This is a genomic window from Yimella lutea (assembly GCF_006715095.1).
Taxonomy (GTDB): domain Bacteria; phylum Actinomycetota; class Actinomycetes; order Actinomycetales; family Dermatophilaceae; genus Yimella; species Yimella lutea.
Genome location: NZ_VFMO01000001.1, coordinates 190,087 through 208,889, shown reverse-complemented (window position 1 = coordinate 208,889; position 18,803 = coordinate 190,087). Strand labels below are relative to the sequence as shown.

15 protein-coding genes are annotated in these 18,803 nt (G+C 67.6%); 7 read left to right on the top strand and 8 right to left on the bottom strand.

Going from position 1 to position 18,803, the window contains the following annotated elements; all coding sequences use genetic code 11:
- Positions 1-138 precede the first annotated feature (138 nt).
- A complete protein-coding gene (locus tag FB459_RS01005; protein WP_141927146.1) occupies positions 139-2,613 on the top strand; it encodes a phosphoketolase family protein in 2,475 nt (824 codons plus the stop codon).
- A gap of 159 nt (positions 2,614-2,772) precedes the next feature.
- On the opposite strand, the gene FB459_RS01000 is transcribed toward FB459_RS01005, so the two are convergent.
- From FB459_RS01000 to FB459_RS00975, 6 genes are all read right to left on the bottom strand, one after another.
- Positions 2,773-4,860, bottom strand: a complete 2,088-nt coding sequence (locus FB459_RS01000; protein ID WP_141927145.1) for a catalase — start codon at positions 4,858-4,860, stop codon at positions 2,773-2,775.
- A gap of 160 nt (positions 4,861-5,020) precedes the next feature.
- Positions 5,021-5,656, bottom strand: a complete 636-nt coding sequence (locus FB459_RS00995; protein ID WP_141927143.1) for a response regulator transcription factor — start codon at positions 5,654-5,656, stop codon at positions 5,021-5,023.
- Between the two features lie 43 nt (positions 5,657-5,699).
- Positions 5,700-6,491: a GTPase domain-containing protein gene (locus FB459_RS00990; protein ID WP_141927141.1), complete on the bottom strand. Its 792-nt coding sequence runs from the start codon at positions 6,489-6,491 to the stop codon at positions 5,700-5,702.
- A 152-nt stretch (positions 6,492-6,643) separates the two neighbouring features.
- A complete protein-coding gene (locus FB459_RS00985) occupies positions 6,644-7,669 on the bottom strand; it encodes an FAD-dependent monooxygenase (protein WP_141927139.1) in 1,026 nt (341 codons plus the stop codon).
- An 81-nt stretch (positions 7,670-7,750) separates the two neighbouring features.
- Entirely contained in the window at positions 7,751-8,614 is an 864-nt protein-coding gene (locus FB459_RS00980) for an ABC transporter permease (RefSeq protein WP_129625383.1), read from the bottom strand.
- Entirely contained in the window at positions 8,611-11,052 is a 2,442-nt protein-coding gene (locus FB459_RS00975; protein ID WP_141927137.1) for an alpha/beta fold hydrolase, read from the bottom strand. Before FB459_RS00975 ends, FB459_RS00980 begins: the two co-directional genes overlap by 4 nt.
- 172 nt (positions 11,053-11,224) lie before the next feature.
- On the opposite strand from FB459_RS00975, the gene FB459_RS00970 reads away from it, so the two are divergent.
- From FB459_RS00970 to FB459_RS00945, 6 genes are all read left to right on the top strand, one after another.
- Positions 11,225-12,085, top strand: coding sequence for an SDR family oxidoreductase (locus FB459_RS00970; protein ID WP_129625385.1), 861 nt, complete (start codon positions 11,225-11,227; stop codon positions 12,083-12,085).
- A gap of 51 nt (positions 12,086-12,136) precedes the next feature.
- Positions 12,137-13,321, top strand: a complete 1,185-nt coding sequence (locus FB459_RS00965; protein WP_129625386.1) for a zinc-dependent alcohol dehydrogenase — start codon at positions 12,137-12,139, stop codon at positions 13,319-13,321.
- Positions 13,294-14,301 (top strand): SDR family NAD(P)-dependent oxidoreductase, encoded by a 1,008-nt coding sequence (locus FB459_RS00960; protein ID WP_246092258.1) that lies wholly within the window; start codon positions 13,294-13,296, stop codon positions 14,299-14,301. The genes FB459_RS00965 and FB459_RS00960 overlap by 28 nt, the downstream gene beginning before the upstream one ends.
- Positions 14,302-14,384: 83 nt before the next feature.
- The gene (locus FB459_RS00955) at positions 14,385-15,455 is read left to right on the top strand and encodes a glycosyltransferase family protein (RefSeq protein ID WP_239700721.1); all 1,071 of its coding nucleotides are present in this window, start codon (positions 14,385-14,387) and stop codon (positions 15,453-15,455) included.
- 222 nt (positions 15,456-15,677) lie between these two features.
- The gene (locus FB459_RS00950) at positions 15,678-16,520 is read left to right on the top strand and encodes a hypothetical protein (protein WP_239700724.1); all 843 of its coding nucleotides are present in this window, start codon (positions 15,678-15,680) and stop codon (positions 16,518-16,520) included.
- Positions 16,521-16,527: 7 nt separating this feature from the next.
- Positions 16,528-17,343, top strand: a complete 816-nt coding sequence (locus tag FB459_RS00945) for a glycosyltransferase family 2 protein (protein ID WP_141927136.1) — start codon at positions 16,528-16,530, stop codon at positions 17,341-17,343.
- 4 nt (positions 17,344-17,347) lie between these two features.
- On the opposite strand, the gene FB459_RS00940 is transcribed toward FB459_RS00945, so the two are convergent.
- Both FB459_RS00940 and FB459_RS00935 read right to left on the bottom strand, forming a co-directional pair.
- Complete coding sequence (locus tag FB459_RS00940) at positions 17,348-18,073, bottom strand: DUF305 domain-containing protein (protein ID WP_211345106.1); 726 nt, start codon at positions 18,071-18,073, stop codon at positions 17,348-17,350.
- Positions 18,070-18,744 carry a thioredoxin-like domain-containing protein gene (locus FB459_RS00935; protein WP_141927135.1) on the bottom strand — a complete coding sequence of 225 codons (675 nt, stop codon included), beginning with the start codon at positions 18,742-18,744 and terminating at the stop codon, positions 18,070-18,072. Before FB459_RS00935 ends, FB459_RS00940 begins: the two co-directional genes overlap by 4 nt.
- Between the last annotated feature and the right edge of the window lie 59 nt (positions 18,745-18,803).

Sequence of the window (18,803 nt, the reverse complement as noted above, 5' to 3'; positions counted from 1 at the left end):
CCGTCGATCGGGTGCGGCGTTCGTCGTCCCTCGGAAAGTCGAGCGAGAAATCGCTCGGTCGCGGGCCTGTTCGGATGGGCGTCTGTGGTTAGCGTTGAGAACAGACTCTGTACGAAAGACAGCCCGTGAAAGGCAGCCATGACCGACCACGTCTGGACCACTCGCAAGGACACCGGGGTCAAGAAGCTCGACAAGGCCGACCTGCAGCGCATCGATGCGTGGTGGCGGGCGGCCAATTACCTCTCGGTCGGGCAGATCTACCTGCTCGACAACCCGCTGATGCGCACGCCGCTGTCGAAGGACCACGTCAAGCCGCGGCTGCTCGGCCACTGGGGGACGACTCCCGGTCTCAACTTCCTGTACGCACACCTCAACCGGGTGATCGACGAGCGTTCGCAACCGGCGCTGTTCATCACCGGTCCGGGTCACGGTGGACCGGGTCTGGTCGCCAACACCTACCTCGAGGGCAGCTACTCCGAGCGCTACCCGCAGATCTCCCAGGACGCCGACGGTTTGCGAAAACTGTTCAAGCAGTTCAGCTTTCCTGGTGGAATCCCTTCACACGTGGCTCCTGAGACACCGGGTTCGATCCACGAAGGAGGCGAGCTCGGTTACGCCTTGAGTCACGCCTACGGTGCCGCGTTCGACAACAAGGACCTGCTCGTCTTCACCGTGATCGGTGACGGCGAGGCGGAGACCGGACCGCTGGCCACGTCCTGGCACGGCAACAAGTTCGCCAACCCGGCGACCGATGGCGTGGTACTTCCGGTGCTGCACCTCAACGGCTACAAGATCGCGAACCCGACCGTGCTCGCCCGCATCGGGCAGGACGAACTGGACGCATTGATGCGCGGCTACGGACATACGCCGTACGTGTTCACGGCCGGGTTCGACGACGAGGCTCCGGAGTCCGTGCACCGCCGGTTCGCCGAGCTGCTCGACGAGGTGATGGACGCGATCGCCGGCATCAAGGCGAAGGCCGAGAAGCAGGGCGCGCAGAACGCCGAGCGTCCGATGTGGCCGATGATCGTCTTCCGCACACCGAAGGGCTGGACCGGTCCGAAGAAAATCGACGGCAAGGTCACCGAGGGTCACTGGCGCAGTCACCAGGTGCCGTTGTCGAGTGCGCGTGACACCGACGAGCATCTGCAGGATCTGTCCGACTGGCTGTCGAGCTACCGTCCGGACGAGCTCTTCGACGACGAGGGACGGCTGCTGGACGACATCGCGTCTCTGGCGCCCGAGGGCGAACTCCGGATGGGTGCGTCCTCCTATGCCAACGGTGGTCTGCGGCGAATCGACCTGAAGCTCAGCGATTTCCGTGATCATGCGGTGAAGGTTTCCGAGCCGGGGGGCGAGATCGCGGAGGCCACCAAGGTGCTCGGCACCTGGCTGGGCGACGTCATGCGGGACAACCCCGACAACTTCCGGATCTTCGGTCCGGACGAGACCGCGTCCAACCGGTTGCAGGGCGTGTACGAGTCGACCGACAAGCAGTGGCTCGGCGACTACGAACCGAACGACGAGGGCGACCCGATGGCGCGGGTCGGCAAGGTCGTGGAGATGCTGTCGGAGCACCAGTGCCAGGGCTGGCTCGAGGGGTACCTGCTCACCGGTCGGCACGGGCTGATGTCCTCCTACGAGGCGTTCATCCACATCGTCGACTCGATGTTCAACCAGCACGCGAAGTGGTTGAAGGTCACCAACGAGATTCCGTGGCGCAGCCCGATCTCGTCGCTGAACTATCTGCTCAGTTCGCATGTGTGGCGCCAGGACCACAACGGCTTCAGTCACCAGGATCCTGGCTTCATCGATCACGTCGTCAACAAGAAGGCCGAGATCGTCCGGGTCTACCTGCCGCCGGACGCCAACACCCTGCTGTCGACGTTCGACCACGTGTTGCGCACGACGCAGTACGTCAACGTCGTCGTCGCCGGCAAGCAACCCGGTCCGGTGTGGCTGTCGATGGACGAGGCGATCAAGCACTGCACGCGCGGCCTCGGCATCTGGGAGTGGGCCGGTACCGAACAGCCGGGTGAGAACCCGGACGTTGTCCTGGGTTGTGCCGGTGACATCCCGACGATCGAGGTGCTGGCCGCAGCGAAGATCCTGCGCGAGCGGATCCCGGATCTGCGGGTGCGCGTGGTCAACGTCGTCGACCTGATGCGCTTGCAGGACGCGCGCGAGCACCCGCACGGACTGTCCGACCGCGAGTTCGACACGATCTTCACCGCGGACACCCCGATCGTGTTCGCCTACCACGGCTACCCGTGGTTGATCCACCGGCTGACCTACCGCCGCAACGGTCACGACAACCTGCACGTCCGCGGGTTCAAGGAGGAGGGCACCACCACGACGCCCTTCGACATGGTGATGCGCAACGACCTGGACCGCTACCACCTGGTGATCGACGTCCTCGACCGCGTGCCCGGCCTGAGTTCGCGGTACGCCGGTCTTCGTCAGGAGATGCAGGACGCCCGCCTCGAGGCGCGCATGCACGCCTACGAGCACGGCGAGGACATCGACGAGGTGCAGGACTGGGTCTGGTCCGACTCCGGCGACACCGGGAAGTCGAAGGGCGGCCCGCAAACCACCGGCGGCGACAACGACTGAGTATCGCCGAGTCCCAGCGAATCTCACCGGGTCTCGATCGCGGTCCTCGGCTAGCGCCTCGTACCTACTCGACCACCGTTGTGGTGGTTTGAAGCAGCCGAATACAGACACGAACGCCCGGCCACACGAAGTGGCCGGGCGTTCTGCGTTCGGTGCGGATCAGGCTTCGACGTCGCGATCCCAGACACGCATCGGCTTCAACGCGTCGACGAACTTCTTGCCGGACGAGGCGTCCAACTCGATGCAGCCCTTGTCGAGCTGGTCGGCGAGGCCGGCCGCCTCGAACAACGGCTTTGCGTCGGCGGTGTAGCCGATGAACTTCTGGTGCGCGAACGCGTCCGTCACGAAGTCCTTGGCGCTCGCCTTTTTCGCCAGATCGGCCACCGACTCCTTGCCCGGGATGACCGCGACGGCGTCGTAGAGCACCGACGGGCCGCCCTGCACGTGTTGGTCGCCCGACTGCTTGGTGCCGTCGCTGAAGGTCACTCCACCGATGGTCGGGGTGATGAACTCGACCTTGCCGCCGACCGCGGTGACCGCGTCCTTCACCGCGTTGATCACGGACGCGTCCGCGCCCTCGCTGGTGAGGATGCCGAGCTTGCGCCCGGCGAACGACTTCGGGCCGTTCTTGAGGATGCTCAGTGAGTCCGAGCCGGGCAGATCGGTACGTGGCTTGATCGCAGCCTCCGCGGCGTCCGGCAGGTCGAGCCCGAGGCCTTCGGCGACCCGCGAGGCGAGCTCCTCGTCCACGTTGCGCAGATGCGCAACCACCCGCGAACGCACCGCTTCGCGCTCGCACTTGCCGAGCTCGAAGGTGTACGCCGCGACGATGTGGTCCTGCTCGGTGGGCGTCTGGCTGATCCAGAACACCCGCGCCTGGCTGTAGTGGTCGGCGAAGGTCTCCGAGCGGTGGCGCACCTTGGGCCCGCTGACCTGCTCCTGGTAGGAACGGAAGCCGCCCTCGGTGTCCGCGCGCGGGCCGCGCTCGTCACCGGTCCAGCTGTTCGGCTCGTAGTTGGCCCGGCCGGTCGGGACGGTGGTCTGCATGTGACCGTCGCGCTGGAAGTTCATCACCGGGCACCGCGGTGCGTTCACCGGCAGGTGGGTGAAGTTGGTGCTTCCCAGGCGACTGAGCTGGGTGTCGAGGTAGGAGAAGTTGCGGCCCTGCAGCAGCGGGTCGTCACTGACGTCGATTCCCGGCACGAGGTTCTGGGTGTGGAAAGCCACCTGCTCGGTCTGCGCGAAGTCGTTGTCGACGACGGAGTCGAGGGTCAGGCGTCCGACGACCCGAAGCGGCACCTGCTCCTCGGGAATGATCTTCGTGGGGTCGAGCACGTCGAACTCGAACTTCTCCGCGAAGTCCTCGTCGAAGATCTGCACCGCGAGGTCCCAGGCGGGTGCGTCGCCGGTGGTGATCGCGTCCCAGAGGTCGCGGCGGTGGAAGTCGGGGTCGGCGCCGTTGATCTTCACGGCCTCGTTCCAGACGACCGACTGCAGACCTTGCGCCGGCTTCCAGTGGAACTTCACGAAGCTGGACTTGCCCTCGGCGTTGATGAACCGGAAGGTGTGGACGCCGAAGCCCTCCATGAAGCGCAACGAGCGCGGGATGGCGCGGTCGCTCATCTGCCACAGGGTCATGTGGATCGACTCAGGCGTGAACGAGACGAAGTCCCAGAAGTTGTCGTGGGCCGACTGGGCCTGGGGGAACGCGCGGTCGGGCGCTTCTTTCACCGAGTGCACCAGGTCGGGGAACTTGATTGCGTCCTGGATGAAGAACACCGGGATGTTGTTGCCGACGATGTCCCAGTTGCCTTCTCGCGTGTACAGCTTCACCGCGAAGCCACGGACGTCGCGCGCGAGGTCGAAGGACCCCTTGTTGCCGGCGACGGTCGAGAAGCGGACGAAAGCCTCGGTCTTGCGTCCCTGCTCGCCGAACAGGTCCGCCTTGGTCACGTCGGTCAGCGCGTCGGTGCACTCGAAGGTGCCGCGAGCGCCGTAACCGCGGGCGTGGACCACGCGCTCGGGGATGCGCTCGTGGTCGAAGTGGAAGATCTTGTCGCGAAGGACGAAGTCCTCCATCAACGTCGGGCCACGGTCGCCCGCGCGCAGTGAGTTCTGGTCGTCGGAGATCGGGGCGCCCTGCGCGGTGGTCAACACTTGGCCGTTCTCGACCGGCTGGTGAATCTCGCCGCCCTGGCCGCGCTCGTCGAGCTGCTGGTCGGACTGGTTGGTCTTCTTGTCGGACATGTCCTGCTCCTGATGTCGTCGACACCGCGCCGAGGGTTGAGGGCCGTGGCGACGGTGGTCCGGGTGCTGCCTTCGACGCTATGGGGCGCAGGTTGTGCGATGTGACCAGCCGAACGAGCGGTTCGTGCCGGACGAAGGAATCACCCGAGAGGGGGAGGCCTCAGGATGCCGTGCGTTCGGAGTTGAAACCGTTGCGCATCGCCCATGCGACCGCTTGCGCCCGGGTGGCGACGCCCGCCTTGCGATAGGCGGAGCGGACGTACGTCTTCACGGTGTTGATCGACAGGTAGCACTTCTGGGAGATCTCCTGGTTGGAGTACCCCTGGGTGATCAGCCCGATGATCTCGGCCTCACGCGCGGTCAGCCCGCCGCCCTGGCCGGGCCATTCCTCCATGATGGACGGTGCATCCGGGGCACCCAGCACGATGACGGTCTCGCCGCGATGGATGCGTTCGAGGGCGTCGACCAGTTGCTCGACCGGGACCGCCTTGGAGATGTAGCCCTTTGCACCACTGGCGATGCTGTCGCGTGCCGCCTGCGGATTGTCGTTGAAGGAATAGCCCACGACCTTGCCCACGTTCGCCGAGGCGAGCAGTCCGTGGATGCGGGAGTTGCTGCCGTTGGGTGCGGCGAACGTGTCGTAGATGACGATGTCCACCGGATTGGCCGGGATGCCGCTCACCTCCGTGTCGACGACCAGGACGCGGTCTTCGAACGGGCGCAGCAATTGCGCAAGGCCCGCCACGACGACCTCGTAGTCGTTGACGAGGGCTAGGGTGATCGGGGCAGCTGGCACCCGCACAAACTAGCAACCCGGGTGGCGTAATGCCGCCGGAACCTCAGACGTGACCGCTCAGCTGCGCCATCCGGTTCTCCAGGGTGGTCAGCAGCTTGCTCAGTTCCTTCGTACTCTTGGAGTCGTTCTCGGCACTGACCGGCAGCACATCGATCGACAGTCGGGCGCCACCGGCGAGCGCACGCAGCTCGTCGAGTTTGGCGGCGAACGGCGAGCCACTGCCGGGGGAGTAGTAACGCACGGCCGCGTCGATGTCGTTCGCGAACAGGTCGGCCTTGGTGACGACGATGACCAACCAGACCGGGCGGTCGCGACGCACGCACATGGCGGCGATGCGGTGGGCGGTGATCGACCAGTCCTCCAGTTCCGCAGCCAGCTGCTCCTCGCGCGTGCGCTGTTCGGCCGCGCCACTGGTGCCGCCGGTGCGTCGGGGCGTCGCGTGGCCGTAGGCCACCACATGCAGGACGCCGTCCACCGGATCGTCATGGAACACCTCGTCCAATGCGCCCAGCCGGGTCGCCGCGTTGTCGCCGGGGACGACGCGGAATCGGAAGCCGTGCAGCCGGGAGGAATGCTTGGTGCGACGCTCCATCACTGCGGACCCTGCGTCGACGGCGTCGCTGCTCGCGTGCTTGGCGAGGCGGTCGGCCAGGCGCGTCTTGCCCACGCCGGTCATGCCGGTGACAGCCACCGTCGGGAAGCGACGGCGGAACAGGTGCGCCATCTGCCCGGGCGCACTGGACAACGCAGTGAGCGCGCTTCCGGCGATACCGGTGCTGAGGGCCGCCTTGCCCGGGCCGCTGATGGCAGCCTTGCCGAGCCGGGTTGCGTTCATGACTTGGTTACCTCGTCCTGCTGTGAGCAATCTCGTTCGGGTTCAACCGCAGCCGGCAGCCGCGATGTTCCCGTTCGTCCGCATCCGCGAACTCCTCCCGAGAGGTTAATCGGCCGGCGCGTACGTTGCCGGGCTCGGCGTCGCCGGACTCGTCACAGGGCGGTCGCCACCCGCATCAGGGACGCGGCCGTCAGGCGCGCCGCTTGTGTCACTGGCAGCCGTCTCGTCTGCCAGGCGCGAAGCGACCCGCCGCGGTTGAGCGTGTGCGCCAATGTCACGGCGTCCAGGATCGCGTCGCAGGCTCCTCGGCCCAAGTTGGGCAGGGACGCATGTGCGGCGTCGCCGATCACGACGTACCGATCCCGGACGTAGCGCGGCATCGGCGGGGTGGTCCAGAGCCGGGTTGCGATCGTGTCGCTCCCGCAGCGGTCGAGGGTGTGCCGGATGACCGGCGCGTCGCCCGCGAAGATCTCCCGGGCCTCAGCGAGAACCTCGTGGCTCGACAACGGCTCCGGACCGATCGTGCTGCGGTGCGCCGTGAACCAGTACGCCTGCTCGTCGGTGACCGACGCGACACCGAACAGCCTTCTGCGGCCCCAGTATTCGCCGAAACGATCGGGGTTGAAGTCGTCCGTCAGCCCGCGCATGGTGACGAACGGCGACTCCACTCGCTCCGAGGCGGCGGGGTGCACCAGGCCACGCACCCGACTGCGGACGCCGTCCGCACCGATCACGAGGTCGGCGTCGAACTGCGCGGGATCCTCGACCAGTTGCTGCTCGATCCGGACGCCGGCCGGTACGGCTCGGCGCAGGGCGGCGAGGAGGGCCGGGCGCGGGACGAGGTGGATGTCAGGCTCGGGCAACCTGACCAGCCGGCGCCCACCCACGGTGAACAGCGCCCCGTTGTGGGGTCGGTCGGCGCTACCCATCGCAGCGCCGATACCGGCCAGTGCGCGACGGGCGGCCGGCCACAGTCCGAGGGCAGCGCCCAAGGTCTCCCGCTGGGGCTCGGCCTCCAGGACGCTCACTTCGAAGCTCGCCGGGTCCAGAGCTGCCGCAAGCGCCAGCCCGGCGATACCGGCCCCGACGACGACGATGCGGCGGGGCCGGATCGCGTTTGTGCGCGACGCCGTGTGCGTCGGCTCCGACTTCGCGCGGTTGAACAGTTTGTCGAACATCTCTCCCTATTTTCGGCCGCTCCCCTCGAGGGCCTCGCGCCAGTACATCACCAAGTCCGGCGATGGCCACCGACTCAGCGATCAGGACACGACGTCCTTGCGGGCGAAGCCACGGACGGCGAGCGCGAACAGCACGATCCCGTAGCTGAACGACAGCGCGACACCCTTGGCGAGGTCGCTCCAGTCGATCGTGGGTTGCATCAGGTCGAACCACGCGTAATCCCAGTGCGCCGGCAGGAATTCGCGCAGCCCGCCGAGCGCGCTGACCTGATCGAGGATGCTGCACACGATCTGCAGTCCCATCGCGCCACCGACGGCACCGAGGGGGGCGTCGGTCCGCGTGGACAGCCACAGGGCGAGGCCGGCCGTGGTCAGCTGACTGAGCATCACGTAGAGCACGGTCAGCGCGCTGCGGCCGGCTGCGTCGCCGAACGAGATCGGCGCGCCGGTGGGCAGGTCGAGCGGTCCGGTGCCGTACGCGAGGGTGCCGATGACGAAGCTCACGACGGCGAGGAGTGCGATCGCGCCGAGTGAGAATGCAAGTGCGACAACGGCTTTCACGACCAGTAGCCGTGTGCGGGGTACCGGTGCGGCGAGCAGGTAACGCAAGGTCGACCAGTTCGCCTCGCTGGCGATCGAGTCGCCGAAGAACAGCGCGACCGGGATCACCAGGAAGAAACCGGACGCCAGGAACAACATTGCCACGGTGAAGTTCGGGCCGGACAAGGTGGCGACGTCCAGGATGCGCATTTGGCCACCGCCGCCTTCCTCGTCACCACCCCCGCCGACCTGGAAAGCGATCATCACGATCACCGGCAGTGCCGCGAGCAGGCCGGCGACGACCAGCGTCCGGCGCCGCCGCAGTTGCCGCGCGAACTCGACAGTGATCGGGAACGGGTGCCGGCCCTCCAGTGGGGTGAGGGCGGGTGGTGTCGTGGTGGTCATTGCCGGGCGCCTCCTTCGGCGACGATGCGCAGGAAGGTCTCCTCGAGTCGGCCGTCGCCGACGATCTCGGCCACGGTGCCGGCGCGCACGAGCCGGCCACGGTCCATCACGACCAGATGGGTACAGAACTGCTCGACCTCGGCGAGCAGGTGGCTCGACACGATCACCGTGCGGCCACCGGCGGCGTACGCCGACATCACCTGGCGCATCTGCCGGATCTGCCCGGGGTCGAGCCCGTTGGTCGGTTCGTCGAGCACGAGCACGTCCGGCAGCCCGAGCATCGCCTGCGCGATCGCGAGCCGTTGTCGCATGCCCTGGGAATAGGTGCGGACGGGACGCGCGAGGGCCTCGTCGCTGAGTGCGGCGACCTCTAGCGCCTCGTCCAGGTGAGCCTCCTGCGCCGGCCGCCCGGTGGCCTGCCAGTAGAGGTCGAGGTTGGCACGTCCGGACAGGTGCGGCAGGAAGCCGGGGCCTTCGACGAACGCGCCGAGCCGGGTGAGCACCGGCGCGCCGGGCTGGATCGGACGACCGAACACCCGGATTTCGCCGGCGTCCGGCATGGTCAGACCCATCAGCATGCGCAGTGTCGAGGTCTTGCCGGCGCCGTTCGGGCCGAGCAGCCCGAGCACCTGCCCGCGCTCCACGGTGAACGACAGGTCGTCGACCGACAGTTGGTTGTTGCCGCCGTACGCCTTGGTCAGACCGGTGATCTGCAGCGGGACGTCGGCGAGTTCCTCCTCGACCTGTTCGGCGGTGGTTCTGCGGCGCCGGCCGAACAGGATCGCACCGGCTGCGAGCAGCGCCAGCAACGGGAGCAGCCAGACCCAGGTGGGCAGCGGTTCGGCGGTGGTCTCGAACGAACCGACGACCGGGACGGTGAGGGCGCCCGCAATCGACACCCGATACGTCGCGGCCTTCGCCGGTGTCGCGTATCCCATGTCGGTGGATGAGACCACCAGCCGTATGCGATGCCCGGTCTCGAAGCGGCGGTCGATCGCGGGAAGCGTCACCTCGACCTCCCGCTCCGACCCGCCCGTCTCGACCCGGATCGGGGTGGCCAGGCGGGCCGGCAACACCGGTTGCGAACGTCCGGGACCGACGTCGTAGAGCTTCACGAACAGCACGGCTTCGGGTGTCGACGAACCCACCTTCAGCCGCACGCGGGGAGTCCCGGTGACCGTGACGGCCTCGGTGAGGGGCGCGCTGCTGAAGGCTGCGGACTGGCCGGGGAAGTTCAGCGATAGGTCGAAGACCTCGCCGGCGTCCCCCAATGCGCCGGTGCCCGGCAGGCTGCTGACATCGGCCGGCTGGCCGCCCGGCGGGTTCGCGAAGCTCTGTGGACGCCCGGTCAGCGCGATCGTGTTCGAACTCGTGCCGAGCAGGCCCGGGTACTGAGCCCGGCTCGCACCACGCAGCAGCGCACTGCCGTTCTGCGTGTTGGTGCCGGCGCGACGACTGACCCGGAACGCGGCCGTGTCGTTCCCGGATTCGCGCTTGAGGTGCTGGTCGAACCACGCGAGCGTCCGTTGCTCGACCCGGTCGGTCTCAGCATCGCCGCCGTCGTGTCCGCCGGCGATCCAGTCGACGGCGACAGGTGTTCGGTTCCCGGCGATTCGTCGTGCCGCGCGGTCGGCCTGATCGAGCGGGAACAGCGAGTCGCTCTGTCCCTGCAACAGCAGCGTCGGTGCCTTGATCCGGTCGCCGACCGCAACGGGGCTGCGGTCGCGCAGCAGTTTCAGGTCGGGCGCGGTCGCCCGCCCGGTTTCGGCGATGCGGGTGTAGGCGGCGCACAGTGCGGGGTCGAACTTCGCGCACCCGCCGCCGTTGTTGAAGAAGACGCCCGCCCAGGTCTTCTTGAAGACCCCGTTCGGTACGAGTGCGTCGGCCAGGTCCCAGTAGGTGATGGACGCCGCGATCGCGTCGACTCGGTGGTCCAGGGCCGCGGTCATGAGTGCGATGCCGCCGCCGTAGGACCCGCCTGCCATACCCGCGCGGGGGTCGCCTGCCTTGTCCAACAGCACGTTCGGCTGCTTCGCCACCCAGTCCAGCAACGTGGAGACGTCCGCGACCTCGGCGCCGGGGGCGTTGAGGGAGATGCGTCCGGTCGATCGTCCGAACCCTCGGGCCGACCAGGTGAGCACGTTGTAACCCTCGCCGACCAGTCGCTGCGCCTGCGGCAGCAGATCGGTCTTGTTGCCGCCGAACCCGTGCCCGAGCAGCACCGTGGGGCGACCGCCACCGACGTCCTTCGGGGTGAACCACGAGGTGTCGATGCGCGCCCCACCGGTGTCGAGCACGGTGTCGGTGCGCCGCACTGCGTCGGCAGGGTCGTCGTCACGCAGGTACACGCCGACGATCGCGGCAACCGCCAGCAGAGCGATGGCGGCTGCGATCGCGATGATCCGTCGGGTGGGACGGATCCCTGGCAGTCGCTTCATCCGGCGATTATCGCTGACGCGAGTGTCATGACATTCGAGACTTCGACACCCCGAACGTGATGACACCCGAGCGGCACATCCGTGAGTCGACGCGGTCCCTGCGGGTGTGCCGTCGTGCGGTGCCGGCGTATAACGTCGGTACAAACCGCCATCGGACGCCAAGGAGACCGCGATGACGAACGACCGTCCGAAGAAGGTGCCCGGTCAGCAGCAGGAGTGGCCGGGCAGCGACGCGGACCTGAACCCGCAGGCCGATCACGGAGCCGACTCGTGGACCGGCCGCGGACGCCTGGAGGGCAAGCGCACGGTGGTGACCGGCGGCGACTCGGGCATCGGCCGTGCCATCGCCGTGGCCTTCGCGAAGGAGGGCGCCGACCTGGTCATCGCCCACCTGCCGCAGGAGGAGGACGACGCGATGAAGACCGCTGAACTCGTTGCAGCGCAGGGGCGTTCGGCCACCCTGCACTCGACGGACCTGCGTACCGCAGAAGCCAACCAAGAACTGGCCGACGTGGCGGTCGAGCACATGGGCGGTGTCGACATCCTCATCTGCAACGCTGCCTATCAGATGACCCACGACGAACTGCTGGACTTCCCGGACGACCAGATCGAGCGCACCTTCGAGACCAACGTCTTCGGACCGTTCTGGTTGATCAAGGCTCTCGCCCCGCAGCTGGAGGACGGCGGCACGATCATCGTGACCACGTCCGTCCAGGCCTATGCGCCGACCGACCACCTGCTCGACTACGCCGCGACCAAGGCGGCGCTGAACAACCTCGTCGTCAACCTCGCTCAGGAGCTCGGTCCGAAGGGCACGCGGGTGAATGCCGTTGCGCCGGGCCCGATCTGGACGCCGTTGATCCCGGCGACGATGGCGAAGGACAAGGTCGAGGGCTTCGGCAGCGATACCCCGCTCGGACGCCCGGGCCAGCCGATCGAGGTCGCAGCGGCGTACGTCTTCCTGGCCTCGGACGAGGCGTCGTACGTCTCCGGCACGGTGCTCGGCGTGACCGGCGGCAAGCCGGTCTTCTGACCCGATCCACACACACCCCCCCCAAATCCGAATTCCACCGAAGGAAACTCGATGAAGGCATTGACCTGGCAAGGCATCAACGACGTGCAGATCAAGGAGGTCCCCGACCCGGTGTTGCAGGACCCCACGGACGCGATCGTGCGCGTCACTTCGACGGCGATCTGCGGCTCCGACCTGCACCTGTACGGCGTCCTGGCGGCGTTCCTCACCCCCGGCGACGTACTCGGCCACGAATTCATGGGCATCGTCGAGGAGGTCGGGTCCGCGGTCACCAACCTGCAGGTCGGCGACCGGGTCGTGGTGCCGTTCAACATCTCCTGCGGCAAGTGCTGGATGTGCGAGCGTGGGTTCTTCGCTCAGTGCGAAACCACGCAGAACACCCATCAGGGCAAGGGCGCAAGCTTGTTCGGCTTCACAAGCCTCTACGGCCAGGTGCCCGGCGGCCAGGCCGAGCGGGTGCGCGTACCGCATGCCGACTTCGGGCCGATCAAGATCACCGGTGACCACCCGGACGAGCGTTACCTGTACCTCTCCGACATCCTGCCGACGGCCTGGCAGGGAGTGCAGTGGGCCGAGGTCCCCGAGGGCGGTTCGCTGTGCGTCTTCGGTCTTGGTCCGGTCGGTCAGCTCGCGGTGCGCTCGGCCCGCCGGATGGGCATCGAGAACATCATCGCCGTGGACCGGGTGGCAGACCGTCTGGCCGTCGCCGCGGCGGCCGGTGCCCAGGTCATCGACCTGGACGAGGTGAAGAACGTCGGGGACGCGGTGCGTGACCTCACCGACGGACGCGGCGCGGACGGCACGCTGGACGCAGTCGGCATGGAGGCACACGGCAACCCCGTCTCGGAGGCCGTCATCAAGGCAACAGCGCGTCTGCCGAAGCCGGTCGGGAAACCGATGATCGAGAACTTGGGCATCGACCGGCTCGCCGCGCTGCACGGTGCGATCGACGCCGTCCGACGCGGCGGCACGGTTTCGATCAGCGGCGTCTACGGCGGCGCGGTCGACCCGATGCCGATGATGGACATGTTCGACAAGGGCATCGCTCTGCGGATGGGGCAGTGCCACGTCAAGCAGTGGACCGACCAGCTGTACGACCTGGTCGAACAGGACGACGACGTCCTCGGTCTGGAAACGCTTGCCACGCACCGCGTTTCGCTCGACGAGGCTCCGGAGATGTACCGCGTCTTCCGTGACAAGGAGGATGAGTGCCTGAAGGTGGTGCTGACGCCGTGATCGGGCAGGCGCCGGGGCCGGTCGCGCTCGTCCTCGGCGCCTCCCGCGGTCTTGGCTTGCTGTGCGCGGGCGAACTTGCCAGGCGCGGGTACGACGTCGTGCTCGCGTCGCGCTCGCTGGAGAGTTGCGAGCAGGCCTCCGATCACCTTGCCGCACAAGGCCTTTCGCGCGAGCATTTGCACGCCCGAGCCTGTGATGCGCGTGACGGTGATGCGGTGGACGATCTGATCGACGAGGTCGAACGCACCGTCGGGCCGATCGAGGTCGCGCTGCATGTCGCGGGCATCATCCAAGTCGGTCCCTGGCAGGAGTGGGAGCGCGAGCAGTTCGAGGACGCGATCGACACGATGCTCTGGGGGCCGGTCAATCTCTGCATGCCGCTCGCCCATCGCATGGCCGGACGCGGCCACGGACGACTCGGTGTGGTGTCCTCGGTCGGCGGCCAGGTCAGCGCGCCGCATCTGTTGCCGTACAGCACAGCGAAATTCGGTGCCTTCGGTTTCTCCCAGGGACTCGGTGCCGAACTCTCCGGCACGGGAGTCACGGTCACCAGCGTCGCCCCCGGGCTGATGCGGGTCGGTTCGCACCTGGCTGCGGAGTTCAAGGGTGACCACGCCAAGGAGTACGCCTGGTTCGCGGCCGGGGCATCGGCACCGCTGCTCGCGATCGACGCCGACCGCGCGGCACGCAAGATCGTCGACAGCCTGCTGCGCGGACGCCCGTTCGTCACGTTCACCCCGCTTGCCCAGGTCGGTACGCGCGTCCACGGGCTCGCTCCGGGGCTGACGCAGCGTCTGCTCGGCGTCGTCGGACGCGCTCTGCCGGACGCACCGAGCGGGCGCACCGAGGTGCTTCCCGGACACCGGGTCGAGCCGATGCTCTCCCCGAGGGCGCGGCGTGTGCTGACACGGCTGACCACACTCGGCTCGAAGGCCGCTTCCAGGAACCTCGAGCCCGGGCGTGATCAGACGGAGCGCTGACGACGCAGGCAGCAGGGCCGCACGAGACCGGGCACCCAACCGGGTGTGCCTGGCGGTCTTGACGCGCGGCTAATGTCACGAGGGTGGAGCCTGCCGCGCGCGGGCCGATGCGGGTTGCCTCCGTGCCGGCCGATCACGTCTACATCCGTCACCTCGCCCCGTCCGGGCACGATGACGGAGTCGTCCGTCTGCCGGATCCGCCGTCCGAGGAACCGGGTCGCTGGTGGCCACCGGTGATGCTTGATCCCGAGTGGGTCGCCGCGCACAGCGGTGACTTCGACCTGATGCACATTCACTTCGGCTTCGATGCGCGCAGCCCCGAGGATCTCCAGAAGCTGGCCGATGCCTTGGAAACGGCCGGGCGGCCGCTGGTGTTCACCGTGCACGACCTGCGCAATCCCCATCACGAAACCACCGAGCTGCACGACGCCCAGCTCGACGTGCTCGTCCCTGCGGCGAGCGAGCTCATCACGCTCACGCCGGGCGCTGCCAGGGAGATCGAGCATCGCTGGGGTCGTAAGGCCCACGTGCTGCACCATCCGCACGTCTTCGAGCTCGACGAGGTCGGACGCGTCCGACCCGGCAAGGACGAGTTCCTCGTCGGCGTCCATTGCAAGAGCCTGCGGGCGTGCATGGAGCCCGAACCGGTGATCCGCGCGATCGTGCAGACGCTGCCCGAACTGCCCGGAGCGCAGCTGCGGGTCGATGCGCACACCGACATCATGACGCCGGGGTACGACCGGTACGACGACGATCTGGCGACCTACCTGCGGCGGGCCCACGCCGACGGGCTGCTCGACCTGCAGGTGCACGACTACTTCACCCACGACGAACTGCGCGACTACCTGCGCTCCCTCGACCTGTCGGTGCTGCCCTACCGGCATGGCACGCATTCGGGGTGGGCGGAAGGTTGCCACGATCTGGGTACCGGCGTGCTCGCTCCCGACTGCGGGTACTACGCCGATCAACTCGACTGCTTCGTCTACCGCTGGGACGAGTTCGGGCTCGACGTGCACAGCGTGCAGTCCGCGCTGCGCTCGGCCTACGACAGCCGCGGCAACCACCCGATGATGACCTCGGCCGAGCGACGCCTGCAGCGCGACCGATTGGCGGACGCGCACGTGAAGATCTACAGCGCGGCCCTGGGGAACTGAGATGCGTGTCGCCGTGATCGCCGCCGCGCGACAGCCGTTCCCCGGTGGTCTGGAGTACATCGGCGTCTACGAACGGATGGTCGAACGAGCGTGATCGGTTGGTACGTGCACCATCACGGGAGCGGACATCTGCAGCGCCTGCTTACAGTCGCTGCGCACCTGACGCAACCTGTGACTGCTTTCTCCTGTCTGCCGGCCCCGCCCGGGTGGCAGGGGGATTGGGTGGAGCTGGCGCACGACGTTGGTCCCGATCCGGACCCTGATCCGACTGTTCGCGGCGCGCTGCACTGGGCGCCGCTCACCGTCGAGGGCTACCAGGAGCGGATGGGACAGATCGCGGCCTGGATCGATGCCGAACGTCCCGGCGCAATGGTCGTGGACGTGTCGGCCGAGGTGACTGCACTGTCGCGGCTGCTCGGTGTGCCGACCGCGACGATCGTGATGCCCGGCGTCCGGTCGGACCGCCCCCACGTGATGGCCTATGACCTGGCCGACCTGCTCATCGGGCTCTGGCCGGCGGGTGCTCATGAGGTGAGCCCCTCGATCGCCGACCGCATCGTCAACGTCGGCGGGGTTTCCCGCTTCGACGGGGAGCGGTCGCCGGATGTCGAAGTGCAGTCCGGGCGAGTGCTCGTCGTCTGCGGTGGCGGGGGAATCTCGCTGACCGACAACGACATCCAGCAAGCTGCTGCGGCAACAGGTTGGGACTGGGTCGCTCGCGGAGGGGACTGGCCGGCGAGCGAGGATCTGTGGCGAGAACTCGCCGAGGCGGACGTCGTGGTCACGTTCGCCGGGCAGAACGCCGTGGCCGAGGTGGCGGCAGCACGCAAACCCGCCGTCGTGGTCGCCACCGAGCGTCCGCACGACGAACAACTCGCGACCGTCGGTGCGTTGCGTCGCCTGGGGATCGTGCCTGCAGTCGACGACTGGCCCTCGTCCGGGGAATGGCCGGCCCTGCTCCGACAGGCTCGCACGCAAGGCGGGGACGCTTGGTCACGCTGGAGCACCGGCCACGGTGCACAGGACTTCGCGGCCGCCGTCGAGGCTTTGGCGGACCGATCGTGAACCTTCCATGACAGTTGCCGTGCTGACGATCGCGCATGGCCGCCACGATCACCTGCGTGGCCTGCTGGCGGGTTGCCGGCGCTCGGACCGGGCGCCCGACATGGTGATCGTCGTTGCGATGAGTGATCCGGACATCGAAGACTTGGCTCAGGACGCCTGGCCCGGTGCGATCGTCGAACACCTACCCACGGTCGATGGAGCGCTCCCGCTGGCAGCGGCCCGCAATCGTGCCGCGCAGACCGCCATCTCCCGTGGTGCGACCGCGCTGGTCTTCCTGGACGTCGACTGCGTTCCGTCGCCCGGCCTGATCGGTACCTATGCCTCGGCGATGGAAGAGGCGACAGAGCCGTCCGTCCTCGCCGGTGACGTCGCCTACCTGCCGGAGCACGAACGCCCCTATCCCGCAGGCGAACTCGACCGCCTGGCAAAACCGCACCCGGCCCGTCCGGTGCTCGAACCGGCGCAGTCGCGGGAGGCGGACGACGTCCGGTTGTTCTGGTCGCTGTCTTTCGCGCTCAGCGCCGACTCGTGGACGGCGATCGGCGGCTTCGACGAGCGATACGTCGGTTACGGCGGTGAGGACACCGACTTCGCACTGCGGTTGCAGGCGGCGGGCGCGTCCCTGGTCTGGGTCGGCGGCGCACGGGCGTATCACCAGTTCCACGAAAACCGGATGCCGCCGGTGCATCACCTGGACGACATCGTCCGCAATGCACGCATCTTCCACTCCACCTGGGGTCGGTGGCCGATGGAGGGATGGCTGCGGGAGTTCGACCGCCTCGGGCTCGTGCGCTTCGACGGCGAGACGCTCAGCGGGCTCTGACAGGTCAGGACGCAGCCGGCCAGGGGGTCGCCCCGCGCTTCTTGAGCATGTCCGTCATCAGGTTGATCTCGCCCGACTGTCCTTCGACCATCGACCGTGCCAGACGCACCACGCGCGGTTGGTCGCCGGACGATTGCGCCGCCTTGGCCATGTCGACGCCGGCACGGTGATGCACGATCATCAACTGCAGGAAGAGGATCTCCGCGGCCTTGCCGTCCGAGTTCTCCAACTGACGCAGCTGGGCGGTGGAGGCCATGCCCGGCATCCGTCCGTCAGGCAGCAGCATCTGACCCTGCGGCAGACCGGCGTGGTTGTGACCTGTCTTCTTCATCCAGGCCATGCGCTCGCCACTGACGGCGAGCGGTAGATCCCACTGCTGCAGCCAGCTCATCATCTGTCCGCGCTGGTTCTCCTGGGTGGTGGCGATGTCGTAGGCGAGTGTCTTGACGTCGTTCGCGACGTCCTTGGCGCGCACCACCATCGACATGTTCACCGCCTGAGCGTGGTGCGAACTCATGTCGCGGGCGAATCCGGCGTCGACGCTGTCGTCGGACGGGTACTTCGGCTGACCCAGCCAGTACCCGGCCAGCACCGCCAGCACGATCGCGGTCGCCGCTGCCACCGAGAGCAGGAATGGCTTCTTCGCCTCGTTCCAACTCAGTGCGCGGCGCTGTTGCTCGACTTCCTCGTCGGCTTCGACGTGGTGGTTGAGCGCGTCGCGCTCGGTCACATCTGTCCGCCGGTCTTGCCGGTGGCCGGGTCGTACGCACCCGAGCAGGCAGCACCGGGCTCAGGGGTCTGCGGACCCTGCAGGTAGGCCTTCACGAACTGCTGGATACGCGGGTCGGACGCCTTGTCCACGCGCAGCTGCAGACCCCAGGCCGACAACACGATCGGGGAGCTCTGCGAGGGCACCTTGGACATGATCATGTAGTCCTGGCTCGCGACCTTCTTCAGCGTCGCGATGTCGCCCGCGGACACTTTGTCGTTCGTGGTGATCCAGACCGCCCCGTGCTCGAGCGAGTGCACGGTGTGGTTGTTCGGGATCTCCTTGTCGTAGATGCCGCAGGTGGACCACGCCGGGTGGTGGGCGCCACCGACCGGGGGGTTCATCAGGTACTTCTGCTCGGCGTTGGTGTGGTCACGACTCAGGTCGGTCCACTGGCGCACGCCCTTGACGGGTGAGTTGATGACCTTCGACCCGGCGAGCGAGTCGGTGGGTTTGGTGTCGTCACCGCTCTGCGACTGAACCAGTGCGAAACCCCCACCAGCGACGAGGGCCAAAGCCACGACCACCGCCAGGATGATGCCGATCTTGCGGTTGCGTTCACCGCGTGCCTGACGTGCCCGCTCCTCGGCGAGGCGCTCGCGGCCGGTCTTCGTGGTGTCGGTCTTCGACAAGGCTCTGCTCCTGGGGGTGTGTTCGCGTGCGGCGCCGTACCTATGCCGAATCGCTTCGA